This window comes from Paraconexibacter sp., assembly GCF_059438195.1.
Map to the genome: position 1 here is coordinate 49366 of NZ_JBLKKY010000008.1, position 18205 is coordinate 67570.

The window sequence follows — 18205 nt, forward strand, 5'->3', positions numbered from 1 at the left end:
GCTAGGCGAGGTCGTCGGCGTCGAGCTGGTCGGTGTGGCCGGCGACGCCGCGCTGCACCCCGTAGACGACGAGACCCGCGACGAGGAGCCCGACGTAGCGCGCGAGCACGCCGGCGTCCGAGGTGACGCCGGTGTAGACGACGAGGCCCGCCGAGACGACCGCGCCGATCGCCGGCAGGACCGTCGGCACCCGCACGTGCTCGTGCTCGACGTCGTCGCGGCGCAGGACGAGCGCGGCGACGTTGACGACGACGAACACGGTGAGGAGGAGCATCACCGTCGTGTCGGCGAGCCCGCCGAGCTTCCCCGTGCCGGCGAGGACCATCGCGACGACGCCCACGATCATGATCGCGACCCACGGCGTCCGCCGCCCCTCGTGGACGCGTCCGACCGCGCGGGGGAGGAGACCCCGCTGCGCGATGCCGTAGAGGAGCCGCGAGCTCGCGATGAGCTGCAGCAGCGCCGTGTTCGTGAGCGCGATGAGCGCGACCCCGCCGATCACCTCGGGCGGTATCGCGGAGCCCCGCTCGACGACGGCGAGGAGCGGGCCGGTCGACTGCGCGAGGTCGCCCGGGGCGACGACGACGGCCGTCGCGACCGCGACGAGCAGGTAGATGACGAGCGTCACCGCGAGGCCGCCGATGAGGCCGACCGGGTACGTGCGCGACGGGCGATCGGTCTCCTCGGCGATCTGCGCGGTGTCCTCGAAGCCGACGAAGGCGAAGAACGCGAGGGCAGCGCCGCCGAGGATCGCGAGCGGAGCCGCCTTGTCCCCGCCGGTGTCGGTGAGCCGGCCCGTCTCCGCGTCGCCCGAGAGCAGGGAGGCGACGCCCACCCCGACGACGAGCAGGAGCCCCGCGATGATCACGCCGGTGAGGACGACGTTCGCCTTGAGCGACTCCGAGATCCCCACGAAGTTGACGACCGTGAGGAGCGCGATGAACGCGACGGCGACCGGCACGGTCGGGAGCGAGACGAACGCCTCGAGGTAGTCCCCGGCGAACGCCCGCGCCGAGGTGGCCGCCGACGTGATCGCCGAGGCGGCGACGGCGACGGTGACGACGAGCGTGATCCACGGGCGGCCGAACGCCTTCGCGGCGTAGAGGCCTGCGCCGCCCGCCTTGCGGTACTTCGTCGCGAGCTCGATGTACGAGGCGCACGTGAACGCCGCGAGGACGCCGGCGGCGAGGAACGCCGCCCAGATCGCGCCGCCGCTCTCGCCGGCGACCTCGCCGACGATCGCGTAGATGCCCGCGCCGAGGATGTTCCCGACGACGAAGAGGAGGAGCAGGCCGGGGCCGATGCTCCGCTCGAGGCCCTTGTCGCCGTCCGGCATCGCCGGAGCGTTGCCCGGTGAGCGCGCGCGCACTCATCCCTTCCGCCCTCAGCCGTCGAGCGCCACCTCCAGCAGGCGCACGAACGCCTCCGGCTCGTCCCGCGGGGGGTCGTCGGCCGCCTCGTCGACGACGTGGAGCGGCCAGCCGAAGCGCTCGTGGGCCCGCTCGGCGGTCCGCAGGGGGATCGCCCGGTCGCGGCGGCCCCAGATGAGCGTCGTCGGGCAGGTGATCCGGCGGAGGTCCTCGTCGGGGATCCGTGGCACGCCGAGCCGGCGCATGACGCGGCCGGCGTCCTTGGCGGCGGGCGCCCGCGCGAGCTCGAGGTTGTAGGCCGAGAAGAGCGGCCAGTCCTCGCCGATGCGCGTCTTCAGCACGTCGAGGTCGCCTGCGCACTGGCGCATGAAGCGCTCGTAGCTGCGCTCGCTCGGCCGCGAGACGAAGCCCGCGAGACCGAGCGCGAACCGCGGTCGAGGGCGGAAGGCGCCGAGGCCGAGCGCGTCGACGAGCACGAGATGCCGGACGTCCGCACGGCCGCGGGCGGCCGTGCGCGCGGCGAGCGCCCCGCCGAGGACATGGCCGACGAGGACCGGGGGCTCCTCGCACTGCGTCGCGAGGAGCTCGTCGAGCCAGTCGAGGACGGTGTCCTCGACCGGAGGGGCGGACGGCGGCGTGAGGCCGTGCGCGGGGAGGTCGGGCGCGAGCACGCGATGCCGGGCCGCCAGCGCAGGGAGCACCCAGCGCCAGTTCACCGCGGACTCCCCCGGACCGTGGAGGAGGACGAGCGGCCGTCCGGCACCGGACTCGACGATCGCCGTCGGGAGGCCGCCCACGTCGGTGATCCGCTCTGTCGCCCCGAGCCCGTCGAGCAGCCGGTCACGCAGGGTGAGGGGCCGCACCGAGGTCATCGCGATCACCCCTCGGGCCGGTGCGCGGTCGCGACGAGCGCGAGCCCCGGGATCGCGCCGCCGCCCGCGGAGGTCACCGCCTCGAGCGCAGCGCCGGCCTCCTCGGCGACGCGCGAGCGCTCGGCGCCGTCCAGCGCGCGGAGCGCGAGCGCGAGGACGCCGGAGGTGTCCTCGACGAACGAGAGGTACGCGTCGACGCCGTCGAAGGGGAAGGTGACCGGCACCTCCTCGACGTCGACCCCCGTGAACCCGGCGGCGGCGAGCCGTGAGCCGAGGTCCGTGGGGTCGGCGAGCGCGAAGATCCCCGGTGCGCCCGGGGGCGGCGGCGACGCGTGCCCGCGGCGGGCGAGGACCGCGCCGATCGTGGTGAAGAACGGGTTCGCCGGAGGCGGTCCCCACACGGCGAGGACGAGCCGGCCACCGGGCCGGAGGACGCGGCGCGTCTCGGCGAGCGCCGCGGCGGGGTCGTCCATGAGCATGTAGCCGAACCGGCAGAGCACCCCGTCGACGGCGGCGTCGGGGAGCCCGGTGCGCTGCGCGTCGGCGACGCGGTGCTCGACCCGGGACAGGCCGAGCGCTGCGCTCCTCGCACGTGCGCCGTCGACCATCGTGGGGGAGACGTCGGTCGAGATGAGCCGGCCGGCGTCGCCGAGCCGGCGCGCGGCCGCGAAGCCGGTGTCCCCGGCCCCCGCGGCGAGCTCGAGGACGACGTCCCCCGGCCGCGGGTCGAGCGCCTCGACCATCCGCTCCCGCACCGGGGCGCCGACGTGCTCGATCTCGTCGCTCCTCGCGATCCATGACGTCGCGAGCGCCTCGGCGACCGTGTAGGGGTTCGTGCTCGCCGTCGTGCTCATCGCTCCTCCTCGGGGTCAGGGGGGTCGATGACGACGCTAGGCCGCGGCGGGGGGGCCGCGCATCGCCAGCATCCGCCACGACGCGCCGATCCACGTGGTCGATTCTCACCACGCCGGCGTCACCGCCGGCCGTCACTCCATGTCGCGAGATGCAGGAACGTGACCTCTGCGAGCACGAAGCTGCGTCTCGGCGACCGTCGGTCAGAGCAGGCCGTGCTCGAAGGCGAAGGCGCCCGCCGCGGTCCGCGAGGAGACCCCGAGCTTCGCGAAGATGTTCTGCACGTGGCGGGCGACCGTGTGCTCGCTGATCGCGAGCTCGCCGGCGATGTCGCGGTTGCTGCGACCCGCCGCGACGAGCCGGAGCACCTCGAGCTCGCGACCCGTGAGACGGTGGCGGGCGCCGGAGGCCGCGCCCGTGCTCGACGCGTCGAGCGCGGCGAGCTCCGCGGCGGCGCCGAGGCGCGCGAAGACCGCGCGGGCCGCGGAGACCGCGAGATCGGCGCCGCCAGCGTCGCCGAGCGCGCGGCACGCGACCGCCACGAGGACGCGCGTGCGCGCCCCCTCGAAGGGCGCGTCGAGCGCATCCCACGCCGCGGTGGCGTCGCGCAGGACGGCGAGCGCCTCTCCGGCCTCGCCCGCGGCGAGCGCGAGCCGGCCGGCGGCCGTCGCCGCCTCTGCCTTCAGGACGTCGCTGCAGAGACGGTCCGCGAGCGCCGCGAGCTCCTCGGCGGCGGCTCGCGCAGCGTCGCGGGCCCCGGTCGCCAGCGCGATCTCGACGGCGGCGGGGAGGATCTCTGCGCGCGGATGGAGGTCGCGGGTCGCCTCGAGCGCGGCGCGGATCGCGCCCGCGGCGCCCCGGCGGTCGCCGCACGCGAGGCGGAGCAGCGCGCGACCGGGCTGCGGGTCCCGCCCGTGATCGCTCGCCCGGCGGTAGGACTCCTCGGCGCCGGTCTCGTCGCCGCGCAGCCGCCGGATCTCGCCGTCGAGGTACCAGGCCTCCCCGGCGGCGCCGCGGTTGCCCGCGCGCAGGCTGCGCTCGACCGCGCGTCCCGCCTCGTCGAGAGCGTCGTCCCAGCCGCCGCGCGTGCGCAGCAGCTCCGCGCGATGCAGCAGGCAGCGCCCGGTGAAGGCGACCATGTCGGGCTGCGCCTCGCACCAGGTCGTGAGCGCCGCGGTCCACTCCTGCGCGCGCCGGAGGTCGTGGGCCTCCTGGCAGGCGAGGATGACGCCGCAGTAGACGATCCCGGTGACGATCGGCGACAGCTCGCCCGCGGTCGCCGAGACCATCGCCTCGTCGAGGAGGACGAGACCCTCACGGACCTCGCCGAGCCGCACGAGCACGTGCCCGCGCTCGTGGGCGGCGAGAGCGGCGAGGTCCGGATCGCCGAGGCGGCGGCCGATCTCCGCCGCCTCGGCCGCGATGTCGGCCGCCTCGCGCCACTCGCCCGCCGCCTCGTGCCCGAAGATGCGCGGCAGCAGGAGGTAGCCGCCCTCGACGGTCTCCTCGGCGAGCTCGTCGAGGGCCCTGCTCGCGCGAGCGAACCAGCCGCTCGCGCCGCTCGTCCTGCCGCTGCGAGCGAGGTCGACGCCCGCCCAGAACGCGCATCGGGCGGCGCGGCGCACGTCACCGACGCCGAGGTGCGCGCGGTACGCGCGCGCGAGCGCGTCGAGTCGCGCCTCGTCGTCGCCGAGCATGTACGCGGTCGTCGCGAGCCTCTCGAGGTCCTCGCCCGACAGCGCGGCTTCCGCATCCGCGCTCGCGAGCGCCGCGCGAGCGTCCGCCCACTCGCGCCGGTCGACGAGCTCGCGACCGCGAGCGAGATCGGCCTGCGCATCGGCCACCTGCCGATTATCGCCTTCTTGGCCGACGTCGCGCTCAACTTCATGGTCCGCGGAGCCGATCAGGAGGGTGACCGTCGTCCCATCGAGGAGAGTTCGACATGGCCCTCTGCTCCCGCTGTCGCGAGGCGTTCGTGCAGTGCAAGTGCAGCACCGCCGTGCCGGCGCCGTCCGCCCGCGCGCCGCGCAAGCCCTGACCCCCTCGTGGGTGGCCCGCTGCGGCGGGCTGCCCACGACCGGTTCTCCCGTGCGCGCCTCCAGCGCGCAATACTCCCTCCTCATGACGGGGAGGTCATGATGGCGACGCTCGCACGACGTCAGCGCCGGCAGCCGCGCGCGCGGCCGCTGGGCTCCGAGTGGACCGGGCTCATCGAGCGAAGCCGGGGCCTGCTCGACGAAGCGGCGACGCTCATCGACGACGAGGCGATCGCCGCGGACGCGGAGACCGTCGACTTCGACGCGATCGTCGCCTCGCTCGAGGCGGCGGTCGAGGCGCTCTTCGAGCACATCGCCGAGATGCCCGACGAGAGCCCGCGCGACGACGTCCGCGCGGCGTGCGACATCGTCGCGCGGATCTACGCCGCCCAGCGGGACCTGCGGGACCACGGCACCCGCCGGCGGCTCGACGGGCTCGCGCGCGTCCAGGAGGCCCTCACCCGCCTTCACGCCGCCCCGACGATGGAGCGGCTCCTCGAGATGGTCCCGGCCGAGCTCTGCCGCGCCTGCGGCTTCGACCGCAGCGTCGTCTTCGGCGTCGAGGGCTCGGAGCTCGTGCCGATCGGCGTCCACGTCGAGGGCGACCCCGGCTCCGCGGCCGAGCTGCTCGAGGTGACGAACGCCAAGCGCGTGCCCCTGCGCTCGATGGTCATCGAGACCGAGATGCTCCGCCGCCGGGCGCCCGCGATCGTCCACGACGCGCCGAACGACGAGCGCACCTTCAAGCCGCTCGTCGAGGCCTACGGGGTGAGGTCCTACGTCGCCGCACCGGTCATCTTCGAGGGCCGGGTCATCGGCTTCGCCCACGGCGACTGCATCTTCACGCAGCGCCCCATGGACACGATCGACCGCGACCTCCTGTGGGCGTTCTCGGAGGGGTTCGCGTGGGCGGTCGAGCGCGCGACGCTCACCGAGCGCATCGCCGCGCAGCGCGACCACGTGCGGGGCATGCTCCACTCGACCGAGGCGGTGCTCGACGAGATCTCCGACGGAGGGGTCGCGATCATCAGCGGCGGGGAGCGCTCGGGGACGGCCGCCGTCCAGACGGCGGCGCGGATGGTCGCGCCCGATCCCGAGCTCGACGCGCTCCTCACGCGACGCGAGCGCGAGGTGCTCGCCCTGCTCGGCACCGGGGCGACGAACGCGCAGATCGCGACGCAGCTCGTCATCGCCGAGGGGACCGTGAAGTCCCACGTCAAGCACGTCCTGCGCAAGCTCCGCGTGTCGAACCGCGCCGAGGCGGTCTCCCGCTACCTCACGCTCATGAACGGCGAGGGCGAGTCGGGTCCCTGACCCGCCCCGCGGTCCGCGCGTCCTCAGGCGGCAGCGGGGACGAGAGCGTTGATCCCCGTCGCCGCGCGGCCGATGATGAGCTTCTGGATCTGCGACGTGCCCTCGTAGAGCGTCGTCACCCGTGCGTCGCGGTAGTAGCGCTCGACGGGGTGGTCGTCGACGTAGCCGGAGCCGCCGTGGACCTGGATCGCGGCGTCCGCGCACCACACCGACGCCTCGGTCGCGAAGAGCTTCGCGATCGACGTCTCGGTCGTGCTCGGCTCCCCGGCGTCCTTGAGGTAGCCGGCGCGCCAGACGAGCATCCGCGCGGCCTCGGTCTTCACGACCATGTCGGCGATGAGAGCCTGGACGAGCTGGAACGAGGCGATCGGCCGGCCGAACTGCTCGCGCTCCTGGGCGTAGGCGACCGACGCGTCGACGCAGCCCTGGCACACGCCCACCGATCCCGCGGCGACCGAGTAGCGGCCGGAGTCGAGCGTCGTCATGGCGATCTTGAACCCCTCCCCGATCTCCCCGAGGACGCGGCCGTCCGGCACGAAGACCTCGTCGAGCGAGAGCGCCGCGGTGTCCGAGGCGTGCAGGCCCATCTTCCCCTCGATCTTCTGCGTGCTGAACCCTGGGTCCTCGGCGTCGACGAGGAAGGCCCCGAGCCCGCGGCCGCCGAGGCTCGGGTCGGTCTGCGCGAACACGAGGGCGAGCCGCGCGTGCGAGCCCATGGAGATGAACATCTTCTGGCCGCTGATCGACCACCCGCCGTCGACGCGGGTCGCCCGCGTCCGCTGGTTCGCCGCGTCGGACCCGGTGTCGGGCTCGGTGAGGCCGAAGCACCCCAGCCACTCGCCCGAGCACAGCTTGGGGAGCGTCTCGTGCTTCTGCTCCTCGGTGCCCCACCGCAGGATCGCGCTGCAGACGAGCGAGGTCTGGACCGAGATCGCGGTCCGCATCGACGAGCACCCGATGCTCACCTCCTCGAGGATGAGCCCGTAGGAGAGGTAGTCGAGGCCGGGGCCGCCGTACTCCTTCGGCACGATGGCCCCGAGGTAGCCCTGCTCCGCCATCTGCTGGACGAGCTCGAGATCGAAGTGGTGGTTGCGGCTGTTCTCGCGGGCCCGCGGCACGATCTCGTTCGTCGTGAAGTCACGGACCGACTGCCGGATGAGCTGCTGCTCGTCGGTGAGGGCGAGGTGCATGGGCGCGGCCTTTCTCGTCGAGGTCGGCGCGCACCGTAGACGCCCGGTCGCCCCGGGTGCAGCGAATCACCCCCGTCGGGGCACGAACTCGCTCCGGCAGAGTGATGGCGTGCCCGTGCGTGGCGCATAGGCTCGCAGCGGGATGCGAGAGAACTGCCGGATCGGGGCGGGCTCGGGCTTCTGGGGCGACATGGTCGACCCCGCCGCCGAGCTCGCCGACAAGGGGAACATCGACTATCTCTGCTTCGACCTCCTGGCGGAGCTCACGATGTCGATCCTCCAGCGCACGAAGCTGCGCAAGCCGGAGGCGGGGCACATCCCTGACCTCACGCCGATCCTCGAGGAGGTCCTGCCGCCCGCGCGGCGGAGCGGCGTGAAGATCATCACGAACGGCGGCGGCGCGAACCCGCCGGCGGGTGGGCTCGCCGCGGCGGAGGTCGCCCGCGCGCAGGGTCACGACGACCTCCGGGTCGGCGTCATCGAGGGGGACGACCTCACCGACCGCATCGAGGAGATCCGCGCCGCCGGCTGGAGCTTCGCGAACCTCGACACGGGCGAGGAGGACGTCGGCCGCATCGCCGACCGCATCGTCGCCGCGCACGCGTACACGGGGTCCGACGGGATCGTCGAGGCGCTCGGCGACGGCGCGGACGTCGTCGTCGGCGGCCGGCTCGCGGACTCCGCCCTCTACTGCGGCGCGCTCATGCACCACTTCGGGTGGAGCTTCGACGGCGGCGACTGGGAGCGCATCGGCGCGGCCCTCACGATCGGGCACGTGCTCGAGTGCGCCGGGCTGTGCTCGGGCGGCATGTCGTCGCAGTGGCGACTGGCGAAGGACGTCTGGAAGCTCGGCTTCCCGCTGGCCGACGTCAGCGCCGACGGCACGGCGGTCATCGAGAAGGTCGAGGGGTCCGGCGGGATCATCAACCAGTGGACCGTCAAGGAGCACCTCCTCTACGAGGTCCACGACCCCGGCGAGTACCTCCTCCCCGACGCGGTCGTCGACCTCTACGGCGTCGAGGTGGAGGAGGTCGGGAAGGACCGCGTCCGCCTCACCGGCATGACGGGCCGGCCGCGGCCGGACACCCTCAAGGTCCAGATCGGCTACGAGGACGGCTTCATCGCCGAGAGCCGCGCGCTCATCTCGTGGCCCGACACGCTGGAGAAGGCCGACTGGTGCGAGGAGCTCGTGCGCAAGCGGCTCGAGTACATCGGGGTGACCCCGGTCGAGCAGCGCTACGACCGCCTCGGCGTCGACGCCCTCGCCGGCCCCGTCGGCCCGCGCCCGCAGCAGGACCCCAACGAGATCGACTTCCGGATGGTCGTGAAGACGCGCACGCGCGCCGAGGCGGAAGCGGCCCGCCGGGCGCTCCTGCTTCCGGCGACCGCGGGGCCGGTCGGGACGGCCTTCAGCGCGCCGGCGCCCGTGCGCAAGGTGATCGCGCTGTGGCCGACGCTCGTGCCGCGCGACGCCATCACCGAGAAGGTCACCGTGTCGACCGCGAAGGAGCTCGCGCATGCACTTGCATGACCTGTCCTACGTCCGGTCGGGCGACAAGGGCGACGTGTCGAACGTCGTCGTCCTCGCCCGCGATGCCGACGCCTACGAGGTCATCGAGCGCCACCTCGTCCCCGAGGCGATCCAGCAGCACATGGAGGGCCTCGTCGAGGGGCCGGTCGCCGTGTACCCGCTGCCGAAGATCCACGCCTTCCAGGTCGTCCTCCACGGGGCCCTCGGCGGTGGCGCGACCCGCACGCTGCGCTTCGACGGGACGGGCAAGTCGATGTGCACGATCCTCTCGCGCATGGAGCTGCCGGAGGCCGGGGCGTGAGCGATGCCGAGGCGGTCCGCTACGAGGTCACCGGTGCGGTCGCCTGGCTGACCATCGACCGCGCGGAGGCGCACAACGCCCTGAGCGAGCCGGTGCGCGACGGTCTGCGCGCCGGGTTCGAGCGCTGCGCCGGCGACGACGACGCGAAGGTGCTCGTCCTCACCGGTGCGGGCGAGAAGGCGTTCTGCGCGGGCGGCGATCTCAAGGAGATGTCCGCGACGGGCCTCAAGGTCCCGCCGCCCGACTACATGCCCTACCTCGGGCGCAACGTCCATCTCGACAAGCCCGTCATCGCGGCGGTCAACGGCATCGCGTACGGCGGCGGGTTCCTCCTCGCGCAGATGTGCGACCTCTGCCTCGCCGCCGACCACGCGCGCTTCGGGATCACCGAGGCGCGGTGGGGGAGGGGCGCGCCGTGGGCGGCCCCGCTCCCGTGGCTCATCCCGCCGCGCATCGCGATGGAGCTCCTCGTCACCGCCGAGCCGGTCTCCGCCCAGCGCGCCTACGAGGTGGGCCTCGTCAACCGCGTCGTCCCGGCCGCCGACCTCGCCGCCGAGACCCAGGCGCTCGCCGAGAAGATCGCGGCGAACGCGCCGCTGAGCGTGCGCGCCGGCAAGGCCCTCGTCTACGGGTCGGCCGAGCACGGGTGGCGCGAAGGCCTCGAGATGGGAGATCGTCTCTACGAGCCGGTCTATCTCAGCGAGGATGCGCAGGAGGGGCCGCGCGCGTTCCAGGAGGGGCGACCGCCCCGGTGGCAGGCGCGCTAGGCCCGGCGGGCGACGAACGACTGACGGAGGAGACGACGGTGTCCACGGAGGCAGGGATGGAGACGGAGCAGGGGACGGCGGACGGCCTCGAGGCCGAGCTCGCGCGGCGCGCGGAGGTCGCGCGTGCCGGCGGCTCGGAGCGCGCCAGAGAGGCGGTCGCCGCCCAGGGCAAGCTGCCGGTGCGCCGCCGGCTCGAGCTGCTCCTCGACGAGGGCTCGTTCGTCGAGGACGGCCTGCTCGCCCGCACGATGGACGACGGCCTCGCCGCCGACGCGGTCGTCACCGGCATGGGCCGCATCGACGGCAGGCCGGTGTGCGTCATCGCGAACGACCCGACCGTGAAGGCCGGGGCGTGGGGCCGAGAGACGATCCGCAAGTACCACCGGGTGCAGGAGGAGGCGCTGCGCTCGCGCTGCCCGCTCTTCTTCCTCGTCGACTCCGCGGGCGCGCGGCTCGACGAGCAGTTCGACCTCTTCGTCGACCGCGGCCACGCGGGCAAGATCTTCCACACCCAGTGCCAGACCTCGGGACACGTCCCGCAGATCTGCATCCTCTTCGGCCCCTCGCCCGCCGGCGCGGCCTACATCCCCGCGTTCTGCGACGCGACGATCCTCGTCGACGGCAACGCGAGCGCGTTCCTCGGCTCGCCGCGGATGGTGAAGATGGCGACGGGCGAGGAGGTGACCGCCGAGGAGATGGGCGGTGCGCGCATGCACTGCCAGGTGAGCGGTCTCGGCGACCACCTCGCGAAGGACGACGAGGAGGCGATCGCGCTCGCCCGCCGCTGCCTCTCGTACCTGCCGCAGCACTGGGAGGACGAGCCTCCGATCGCGCCGCCGCGCCCGCCGGCGGCCGGCCGCTCGATCTCGGAGATCGTCCCCGAGGAGGAGAAGAAGCCGTTCGACATGCGCGAGCTGCTCGCGTCGCTCTTCGACGAGGACACCGTCTTCGAGCACAAGCCCCGGTTCGCGAAGGAGCTCATCACGGCCTTCGCGCGGCTCGACGGCAAGCCGGTCGGCGTCGTCGCGAGCCAGCCGAAGTTCCGCGGCGCGATCCTCACGTCCGACAGCTCGGACAAGGGCGCGCAGTTCGTGCAGCTCTGCGACGCCTACGGGATCCCGCTGCTCTTCCTCGCCGACACGCCCGGCTTCATGGTCGGCAAGGAGGTCGAGAAGGGCGGGATCATCCGCCACGGCGCGAAGTACCTCTCCGCGATCGCCGGGTGCACCGTCCCGCGGATCTGCGTCGTCGTGCGCAAGGCCTACGGGGCGGCGTACCTCGCGATGTCGGGGGCGACGTTCGACCCCGACGCGATCATCGCCCTGCCGACGGCGCGGATGGCGATCATGGGCCCGGAGCCCGCGGTGAACGCGATCTACGCGAACAAGATCGAGGCGATCGAGGACGAGGCGGAGCGCGAGGCGTTCGTGCAGGCCAAGCGCGCCGAGTACGAGTCCAACCTCGACGTCTTCCGGATCGCGTCGGCGAACTACGTCGACTCGGTGATCCCCGGGGACGAGCTGCGCCGAGAGCTCATCGTGCGCTTCGGGCACTACGCCGCGAAGAGCCGGCAGGACCGGCTCGCGCGCCGTCACGCGGTCATCCGCGGCTGACGCCGCGCGCGGCGTACGACGATCCGGCGACGCTCCGCGTCGCCGGATCTCCACACGTGCGCGCCGTCCGCGACGTGTGGCGTTCCGGCGACGCTCCGCGTCGCCGGAACGCCACACGCCCGCGACGCGCGGGGCCGGGTCAGGCGACCTGGCCCGCCCGCGATCCGACCATGTCGATGAGCGAGAAGAGGTTCTCCTCGACGCGCTCGTGGCTGATCGTGTGCGTCGGCGAGTAGATGATCGCGTGGTCGAGGACGCCGTCGTAGCGCTCGAGGCCCTTGCGGACGTCCTCCGCCGTCCCCGTCACGGCGAGCGTGTCGACCATCTCGTCGGTGATCGCCCGGCGCATGCCGTCCATGTCGCGGTTGCGGAACGCCTCCTGGACGGCGCGGGCCTCCTTCTCGAAGCCGTCGACGGCGAACGCGGTCTCGTAGCTCTTCACCGAGGCGTAGAAGGAGATCTGCCGCGCCGCCTCGTCGCGGGCCTTGTCGGCGTCGTCGTGGATGACGCTGATGACCATGCTCGAGATGGCGATGTCCTTCGGGTCGCGGCCGGTCTTGGCCGCGCCCTTCTCGACGTTCGGCCGCACGACCTCGTCGAGGTACTTCGGGGAGAGGATCGGGTGGCCGATGATGCCGTCGGCGACGCGGCCGGCGGTCTCGACCATGCGCGGGTTGACGCCCGCGGTCCAGACCGGCAGGCGCGGGCTCACCGGCGGCGGGGTGCCGTCGATCGGGCGGAACTTCAGCCGGTAGAAGCGCCCCTCGTGGTCGACCGGCGTCTCGTGCACGTTCCAGAGGCGGCGGACGAGGTCGACGAGCTCCTCCATGCGCACCGCCGGCGCCTCGGGGTCGAGCCCGTGCCAGTCGGAGATCATCCTCTTCGTCCCGTTGCCGAGGCCGAGGATGAACCGCCCGCCGGTGAGCTCGTCGAGGTCGCGCGCCTCGGCGGTGAGGGTGAGGGGCGTGCGCCCGACGCCGTAGGCGATCGCCGAGCCGAGCTTCGCCCGCTCGGTCGCGCCGGCCATCGCGGCGAGCGCGATCGTGGCCGTGCGGTTGAAGAGCTCGCTCGTCCAGATCGTGTCGAAGCCCGCGCGATCCGCGGCCGCGGCGATCCGCACCGTCCCCGCGATGTCGGGTGCGAACGCCGAGATGCCGAGCGTCGCGCGCTCTGCTGCAGCCATGGGTCTCCTCCGTCGTGTAGGTGGCCACTCAGAGGTTATTCGCGCTTTACTTCATGCGCAAGGAACCCGTAATATCGGGCCTGATGAACGCCGAGAGCGCAGTTAGCGAGGCATTGCAGAGCGGAGGCGTCACTCCGCTTCGCGAGACGGACGAGGAACTCGCGATCCGGGCCGCCGTCGGTGGCATCGCGCGCGCCTACGGACGCGAGCGGTTCCTCGAGGCGACGCGCCGCGGCGAGTCCGCGGACGAGCTCTGGGACGAGCTCGCGGCCGCCGGCTACCTCGGGATCAACATCCCGCAGTCCCATGGGGGCGGTGGCCTCGGGCTCCGTCACCTCTGCATGGTGAGCGAGGAGCTCTCGGCGGCCGGCTGCCCGCTCCTGCTGCTGCTCGTCTCGCCGGCGATCGCCGGGACGATCCTCTCGCGGCACGGCTCCGAGGCGCAGCGCGACCGCTGGCTGCCCGGCATCGGCGACGGGACCTCGAAGCTCGCGTTCGCGATCACCGAGCCCGATGCCGGCTCCAACAGCCACGAGATCGCGACCGTCGCCCGTCGCGACGGCGAGGACTGGGTCCTCCGCGGGACGAAGACCTACATCTCGGGCGTCGACGAGGCGGACGCCATCCTCCTCGTCGCCCGGACCGGCGTCGACGAGGCGAGCGGCCGCGGCCGCCTCTCGCTCTTCCTCGTCGACGCGGACGCTCCCGGGCTGGACCGCCAGGTCATCCCCACCGCGATCACGGCGCCCGAGCGCCAGTTCACCCTCTTCCTCGACGACGTCCGCGTCCCGGCCGAGCGCCTCGTGGGGCCGGAGGGGGACGGCCTGAGGATCGGCTTCGACGGCCTCAACCCCGAGCGGCTCATCGCCGCCTCGATCTGCACGGGGATCGGGCGTCTCGCGCTCGAGGAGGCGGCTCGCTACGCGAACGAGCGCGCGGTCTGGTCGACGCCGATCGGCGCCCACCAGGGCATCGCGCACCCGCTCGCCGAGGCGAAGATCCAGCTCGAGCTCGCTCGCCTCATGCTCGAGCGCGGCGCGGCCCTCCACGACGCGGGCCTCCCCGCGGGCGAGGCGTCGAACATGGCGAAGTTCGCGGCGGCGGAGGCGGGGATCCGCTGCGTCGACCAGGCGATCCAGACGCACGGCGGCAACGGCCTCGCCACCGAGTACGGCCTCACCGACCTCTGGTGGACGGTCCGCCTCATGCGGATCGCGCCGGTCTCGCGGGAGATGCTCCTCAACTACGTCGCGGAGCACAGCCTCGGGCTGCCGCGCTCCTACTCGACGTCGTGAGCGGGGGCGGTCTCGCCGATCGGCGGCTCGACGGGCACCTCGTCGAGCGCCGCGATCGCCGAGCGGAGCATCGAGATGAGGAGATCGCGCAGGCCCGGGGTCTCGCGGGCCTCCTGCGGCCACTGAGCGACCGACAGGGTCATCCCGATGCAGGCGTGCGCGGCGCTGTGGATCTCGCCCTCCGTCCGCTGCGGGTGGCACGCGCCGAGCGCCGATCGCCAGCGGTCGACGTGCTCGCGATGCCGTCGCCGCACCTGGCGCCGCCACGGATCGGAGAGGGAGCGCCCCTCGCGTGCGTAGACGCTCACGAGCCGGCGATCCGCGAGAGCGAAGTCGACCTGGGCGCGGACGAGCGCGTCGAGGACCGCGCGCGGGTCGGACCGGTCCGGATCCTCGACCGCGACGAGGAGGAGGAGATGATCCATCGCCTGGTCGAAGAGCGTGACGAGGATCTCCTCCTTGTTCGCGAAGTGGCGGTAGATCGCAGGTCCCGTGATGCCGACGCGCTCGCCGATGTCGTCGAGCCGGACGTTGTGGAAGCCTCGCTCGAGGAAGAGGTCCGCTGCGGCCTCGAGGATCGCCTGGTCGCGACGCATACCCGAAGACTACGAGCACACCCGACGACACCCACGCCCCGAGGAGAAGGCCGATGACAGCAGACACGGAGAGCGACGCGGTCCGCGTCGAGACGCCGGCGGACGGCATCGCCCTCGTCCGGCTCGACCGCCCGAAGGTGAACGCGCTCGACATCCCGCTCCTCGAGGCGCTCGAGGCGGCGATCGAGGGGGCGGCCGCCGACGGGCGCGCGATCGTGCTCACGGGGGAGGGGTCCTGCTTCTCCGCCGGCATCGACACGCGCCTCGTCGGCGAGTACGGGCCGGACGAGCGGCGCGCGATGGTCGACGGCCTCAACCGCGTCGTCCACGCGCTCTACTCGGCGCCGGTGCCGACGATCGCCGCGGTGAACGGCCACGCGCTCGCCGGCGGCCTCATCCTCGCGCTCGCCTGCGACCTGCGGCTCGTCGCCGACGGCGAGTCCCGCCTCGGGCTGCCCGAGGTGCAGGCCGGGGTCCCGTACCCGGCGGTGCCGCTCGCGGTCGTCCAGGCGGAGCTGCGCCCGGGCGTCGCCCGGCGGCTCGGTCTCACGGGCCGCCCGCTGTCGCCGCGCGAAGCGGTCGACGCGGAGGTCGCCGACGAGGTCGTCGCCGCGGACGCGCTCGTCGAGACGGCGGTCGAACGGGCGGCCGCGCTCGCGGCGCTCCCGGTCTACGCGAAGGTGAAGTCCCAGCTCAAGGGCGCGGTCGCCGCGCGCACGGCGGCGATCGTCGCCGAAGAATCCGACCCGATGCGAGAGGAGTGGATCTGATGATCCGAATCGAAGCCCACATCACCGGCACCGTCTGGAAGATCCTCGTCAAGGAGGGTGACGCCGTCGCGGAGGGCGACGAGGTCGCGATCCTCGAGTCCATGAAGATGGAGATGCCGCTCGAGATCGAGGACGGCGGCACCGTGTCGAAGGTGTGCTGCGAGGAGGGTCAGGCCGTCGAGGCGGGGCAGATCCTCTTCGAGCTCGGCTGACGCCGCGCCCGCGAGGCGCAGGATCGCGCTCCCCGGCGGGCGCTTCCTGCGTCTCGCGCCGCCGCCCGCCCCTCAGCCGCGCGAGCGCGCGATCGCGCACATCGCGGCGACGGCACCCGACGTGATCATCGCGAGGATCGCGGTCGGGCGCGGGATCGAGCGCGTGCGGAACGCGTGGAGGAAGATGAGCTGGTCGGGGGCCTGGAGGGCGAGCGTCGTGTCGCGTGCGACCTGGCTGCCGCGGAGCGCGGCGCCCCCGATGAGGATGTTGCGGGCGGCGAAGAGGCGCCATCCGAACGCGCTCGTCCCGGTCATCTCCTCCGGATCCATGCCGTAGAGCCGGACGAGCTGCTTCGGCGCGATGAGCGCGCCGACCCCGATGAGGAACGCGATCGCCGCCGCGCCCCGGTAGAGGGTCTCGCCGTCCGGCCCGCCGCTCGAAGTCCCCATGCGCCGACCCTATACCGCGTCGGCGGGCACCGGCGAGGGGAGCCCCTCGGATCCGGGCGCGTGCGCGCGGACGGTCCCCGCGACGACGGCGAGGCGGACGCGGTCCGCCGAGCGGTGCGCGCCGAGCGCCGAGAGGACGGCGTGCGAGCCGTCGCCGAGCCGCACCTCGAGGCCGACCTCGGGCGCGGCGCCCGGCGTGCGTGCGTCGGGGAGATGGACCGCGACGACGCGACCGAGCGGGACGCCGTCGGCGTCCTCGGCGTGGAAGCCGATCCAGCTGGGGATCTCGCCGATGGTGGTCATGCGGTGGAGTACGACGCGCGGTGCGGGGTCCCTGCCCGGCAGGCCGGAGACCGGACGACGGTACGCTCGAGGTCGGATGCCCCGCCGTCCCGGACCGCCGTTCCTCCTCGCCCTCGCCTGCCTCGCGGGCTTCGCCCTCACGGGCGTCCTGGCGCTTCTCGCCCCGTCGTTCGGCGCGCGCGACGGCCAGGCCCTGCAGGGCTTCGTCGAGCTGCAGCGCCCCGATCTCACGCCGCTCGTCGCGGACGTCGCCCATCTCGCCGACCCCGCACCCTACGCGCTCGCAGGGCTCCTCCTCATCATCGTCGCGATCGTGCGCGGGCGGCTGCGGCTCGCCGCCGCGATCCCCGTCGTGCTCGTCGCCGCGGGCACGACGACGACGCTCCTCAAGCCGCTGCTCGCGACCCCGCGACCGGACGGGTGGCTCGGCGCCGCGGCGATCGGCGACGCCTCGTGGCCGAGCGGTCACGCCAGCGCGGCGATGACGATCGGCCTCCTCGCCGTCCTCGCGTTCCCCGCCCGCGCGCGTCCGGCCGCCGCCGCGGTCGGCGGCGGCTACGCGATCGCCGTCGGCTACGCGATCCTCGTCCTCGGCTGGCACTGGCCGTCGGACGTCGTCGGCGGCTACCTCAACGCCGCCGTCTGGGTGCTCCTGGCCGCCGCCGCGCTCGCGGCGCTCGAGCGACGCCGGCCGGAGCGGACGCCGCGCTGGGGCGCGTGGATCGCCGACCGGCCGGCGCGGCCGGTCGAGCGCCTCGCCCCGATGGCCGTCGGGACGGGCGCGGCGGCCGCCGTCGCGGTCGTCGCGCTGTCGCGGCGCGACGAGGTCGCCGAGCATCTCCTCACCCGGCCGACCTGGACGGCGGGCGCCATCGGGATCGCGGCGCTGGCCGCCCTCCTCGCCGTCGCGCTCGCGCGCCTCCTCGCGCGCGCATCGTCGCGCACGGCGGGACCGCCCCCGCCGCCCGGGCTTCAGCGGTAGCGGCCGGGCTCCCAGAGCGGCTCCTCGGATCCGTTCTCGGCCCGGGCGAGGATGAAGAGGAGGTCGCTGAGGCGGTTGAGGTACTTCACGACCTCGGGGTTGCCGTCCTCGACGAGGATCGCGCGCCGCTCCGCGCGGCGGCAGACGGTCCGGCAGACCTGGAGGTGCGCGGCCGGCGGCGTCCCGCCGGGGAGCACGAAGCTCTTGAGCGGCTTGAGCGTCGCGTTCACCTTGTCGCAGATCTCCTCGAGCCAGGCGGTCTGCGCAGCGTCGACGCGGAGCCGCTCCTTGTCGCCCTCGTGCGGGACCGAGAGGTCGGCGCCGAGGTCGAAGAGGTCGTTCTGGATGCGGCCGAGCCAGCCGTCGACCTCGGCCGAGAACGTCACGCTCGCGCGCGCGAGCCCGAGGTGCGAGTTGAGCTCGTCGATCTCGCCGTAGGCCTCGATCCGCGGGTGGTTCTTCGGGACGCGGCTCATGTCCCCGAGGTGCGTCTCGCCGGAGTCGCCGAGCTTCGTGTAGATGCGGGTGAGGTTGACGGTCATGTGACCTACCTTCCCAGATGCGGCGC

At 73.6% G+C, this 18205-nt stretch carries 19 protein-coding genes; 9 read left to right on the forward strand and 10 right to left on the reverse strand.

What is annotated here, in order from left to right; all coding sequences use genetic code 11:
* Window position 1: 1 nt before the first annotated feature.
* From ACME2J_RS04665 to ACME2J_RS04680, 4 genes are all read right to left on the reverse strand, one after another.
* Window positions 2-1336 carry an APC family permease gene (locus tag ACME2J_RS04665; protein ID WP_495543709.1) on the reverse strand — a complete coding sequence of 445 codons (1335 nt, stop codon included), beginning with the start codon at window positions 1334-1336 and terminating at the stop codon, window positions 2-4.
* A 48-nt stretch (window positions 1337-1384) separates the two neighbouring features.
* Window positions 1385-2242, reverse strand: coding sequence for an alpha/beta fold hydrolase (locus ACME2J_RS04670; protein ID WP_495543710.1), 858 nt, complete (start codon window positions 2240-2242; stop codon window positions 1385-1387).
* Between the two features lie 5 nt (window positions 2243-2247).
* Window positions 2248-3096 (reverse strand): class I SAM-dependent methyltransferase, encoded by an 849-nt coding sequence (locus tag ACME2J_RS04675; RefSeq protein ID WP_495543711.1) that lies wholly within the window; start codon window positions 3094-3096, stop codon window positions 2248-2250.
* Window positions 3097-3297: 201 nt separating this feature from the next.
* Window positions 3298-4938: a LuxR C-terminal-related transcriptional regulator gene (locus tag ACME2J_RS04680; protein WP_495543712.1), complete on the reverse strand. Its 1641-nt coding sequence runs from the start codon at window positions 4936-4938 to the stop codon at window positions 3298-3300.
* A 294-nt stretch (window positions 4939-5232) separates the two neighbouring features.
* Between ACME2J_RS04680 and ACME2J_RS04685 the strand changes: the two genes are divergently transcribed.
* Window positions 5233-6444 carry a LuxR C-terminal-related transcriptional regulator gene (locus ACME2J_RS04685; protein WP_495543713.1) on the forward strand — a complete coding sequence of 404 codons (1212 nt, stop codon included), beginning with the start codon at window positions 5233-5235 and terminating at the stop codon, window positions 6442-6444.
* A gap of 23 nt (window positions 6445-6467) precedes the next feature.
* Here ACME2J_RS04685 and ACME2J_RS04690 read toward each other — a convergent pair whose 3' ends face one another.
* The gene (locus ACME2J_RS04690; protein WP_495543714.1) at window positions 6468-7634 is read right to left on the reverse strand and encodes an acyl-CoA dehydrogenase family protein; all 1167 of its coding nucleotides are present in this window, start codon (window positions 7632-7634) and stop codon (window positions 6468-6470) included.
* A gap of 142 nt (window positions 7635-7776) precedes the next feature.
* On the opposite strand from ACME2J_RS04690, the gene ACME2J_RS04695 reads away from it, so the two are divergent.
* From ACME2J_RS04695 to ACME2J_RS04710, 4 genes are read left to right on the forward strand one after another with little or no spacing between them, the layout of a single operon-like run.
* Window positions 7777-9165, forward strand: coding sequence for an acyclic terpene utilization AtuA family protein (locus ACME2J_RS04695; protein ID WP_495543715.1), 1389 nt, complete (start codon window positions 7777-7779; stop codon window positions 9163-9165).
* Window positions 9152-9466: an AtuA-related protein gene (locus ACME2J_RS04700; protein WP_495543716.1), complete on the forward strand. Its 315-nt coding sequence runs from the start codon at window positions 9152-9154 to the stop codon at window positions 9464-9466. Before ACME2J_RS04695 ends, ACME2J_RS04700 begins: the two co-directional genes overlap by 14 nt.
* Window positions 9463-10233 carry an enoyl-CoA hydratase/isomerase family protein gene (locus ACME2J_RS04705; RefSeq protein ID WP_495543717.1) on the forward strand — a complete coding sequence of 257 codons (771 nt, stop codon included), beginning with the start codon at window positions 9463-9465 and terminating at the stop codon, window positions 10231-10233. Before ACME2J_RS04700 ends, ACME2J_RS04705 begins: the two co-directional genes overlap by 4 nt.
* A gap of 38 nt (window positions 10234-10271) precedes the next feature.
* On the forward strand, window positions 10272-11846 hold the full coding sequence (locus ACME2J_RS04710) for an acyl-CoA carboxylase subunit beta (protein WP_495543718.1): 1575 nt from the start codon (window positions 10272-10274) through the stop codon (window positions 11844-11846).
* Window positions 11847-11985: 139 nt separating this feature from the next.
* Here the strand turns inward: ACME2J_RS04710 and ACME2J_RS04715 are convergent, their stop codons facing one another.
* The gene (locus ACME2J_RS04715) at window positions 11986-13029 is read right to left on the reverse strand and encodes an LLM class flavin-dependent oxidoreductase (RefSeq protein ID WP_495543719.1); all 1044 of its coding nucleotides are present in this window, start codon (window positions 13027-13029) and stop codon (window positions 11986-11988) included.
* A gap of 83 nt (window positions 13030-13112) precedes the next feature.
* Between ACME2J_RS04715 and ACME2J_RS04720 the strand changes: the two genes are divergently transcribed.
* Window positions 13113-14324, forward strand: a complete 1212-nt coding sequence (locus tag ACME2J_RS04720) for an acyl-CoA dehydrogenase family protein (RefSeq protein ID WP_495543720.1) — start codon at window positions 13113-13115, stop codon at window positions 14322-14324.
* Here ACME2J_RS04720 and ACME2J_RS04725 read toward each other — a convergent pair.
* Entirely contained in the window at window positions 14309-14920 is a 612-nt protein-coding gene (locus tag ACME2J_RS04725; protein WP_495543721.1) for a TetR/AcrR family transcriptional regulator, read from the reverse strand. The genes ACME2J_RS04720 and ACME2J_RS04725 overlap by 16 nt on opposite strands.
* Window positions 14921-14973: 53 nt before the next feature.
* On the opposite strand from ACME2J_RS04725, the gene ACME2J_RS04730 reads away from it, so the two are divergent.
* Window positions 14974-15690 carry an enoyl-CoA hydratase/isomerase family protein gene (locus ACME2J_RS04730; RefSeq protein WP_495543722.1) on the forward strand — a complete coding sequence of 239 codons (717 nt, stop codon included), beginning with the start codon at window positions 14974-14976 and terminating at the stop codon, window positions 15688-15690.
* Window positions 15690-15902 (forward strand): acyl-CoA carboxylase biotin carboxyl carrier protein subunit, encoded by a 213-nt coding sequence (locus ACME2J_RS04735; protein ID WP_495543723.1) that lies wholly within the window; start codon window positions 15690-15692, stop codon window positions 15900-15902. The genes ACME2J_RS04730 and ACME2J_RS04735 overlap by 1 nt, the downstream gene beginning before the upstream one ends.
* 72 nt (window positions 15903-15974) lie before the next feature.
* On the opposite strand, the gene ACME2J_RS04740 is transcribed toward ACME2J_RS04735, so the two are convergent.
* Window positions 15975-16352, reverse strand: coding sequence for a hypothetical protein (locus tag ACME2J_RS04740; RefSeq protein WP_495543724.1), 378 nt, complete (start codon window positions 16350-16352; stop codon window positions 15975-15977).
* A gap of 9 nt (window positions 16353-16361) precedes the next feature.
* Complete coding sequence (locus ACME2J_RS04745; protein ID WP_495543725.1) at window positions 16362-16655, reverse strand: hypothetical protein; 294 nt, start codon at window positions 16653-16655, stop codon at window positions 16362-16364.
* A 76-nt stretch (window positions 16656-16731) separates the two neighbouring features.
* Here ACME2J_RS04745 and ACME2J_RS04750 point away from each other — a divergent pair, with 76 nt between their 5' ends.
* Window positions 16732-17637, forward strand: a complete 906-nt coding sequence (locus ACME2J_RS04750) for a phosphatase PAP2 family protein (RefSeq protein WP_495543726.1) — start codon at window positions 16732-16734, stop codon at window positions 17635-17637.
* On the opposite strand, the gene ACME2J_RS04755 is transcribed toward ACME2J_RS04750, so the two are convergent.
* Window positions 17628-18179 carry a cob(I)yrinic acid a,c-diamide adenosyltransferase gene (locus ACME2J_RS04755; protein WP_495543727.1) on the reverse strand — a complete coding sequence of 184 codons (552 nt, stop codon included), beginning with the start codon at window positions 18177-18179 and terminating at the stop codon, window positions 17628-17630. The genes ACME2J_RS04750 and ACME2J_RS04755 overlap by 10 nt on opposite strands.
* Window positions 18180-18205 lie beyond the last annotated feature (26 nt).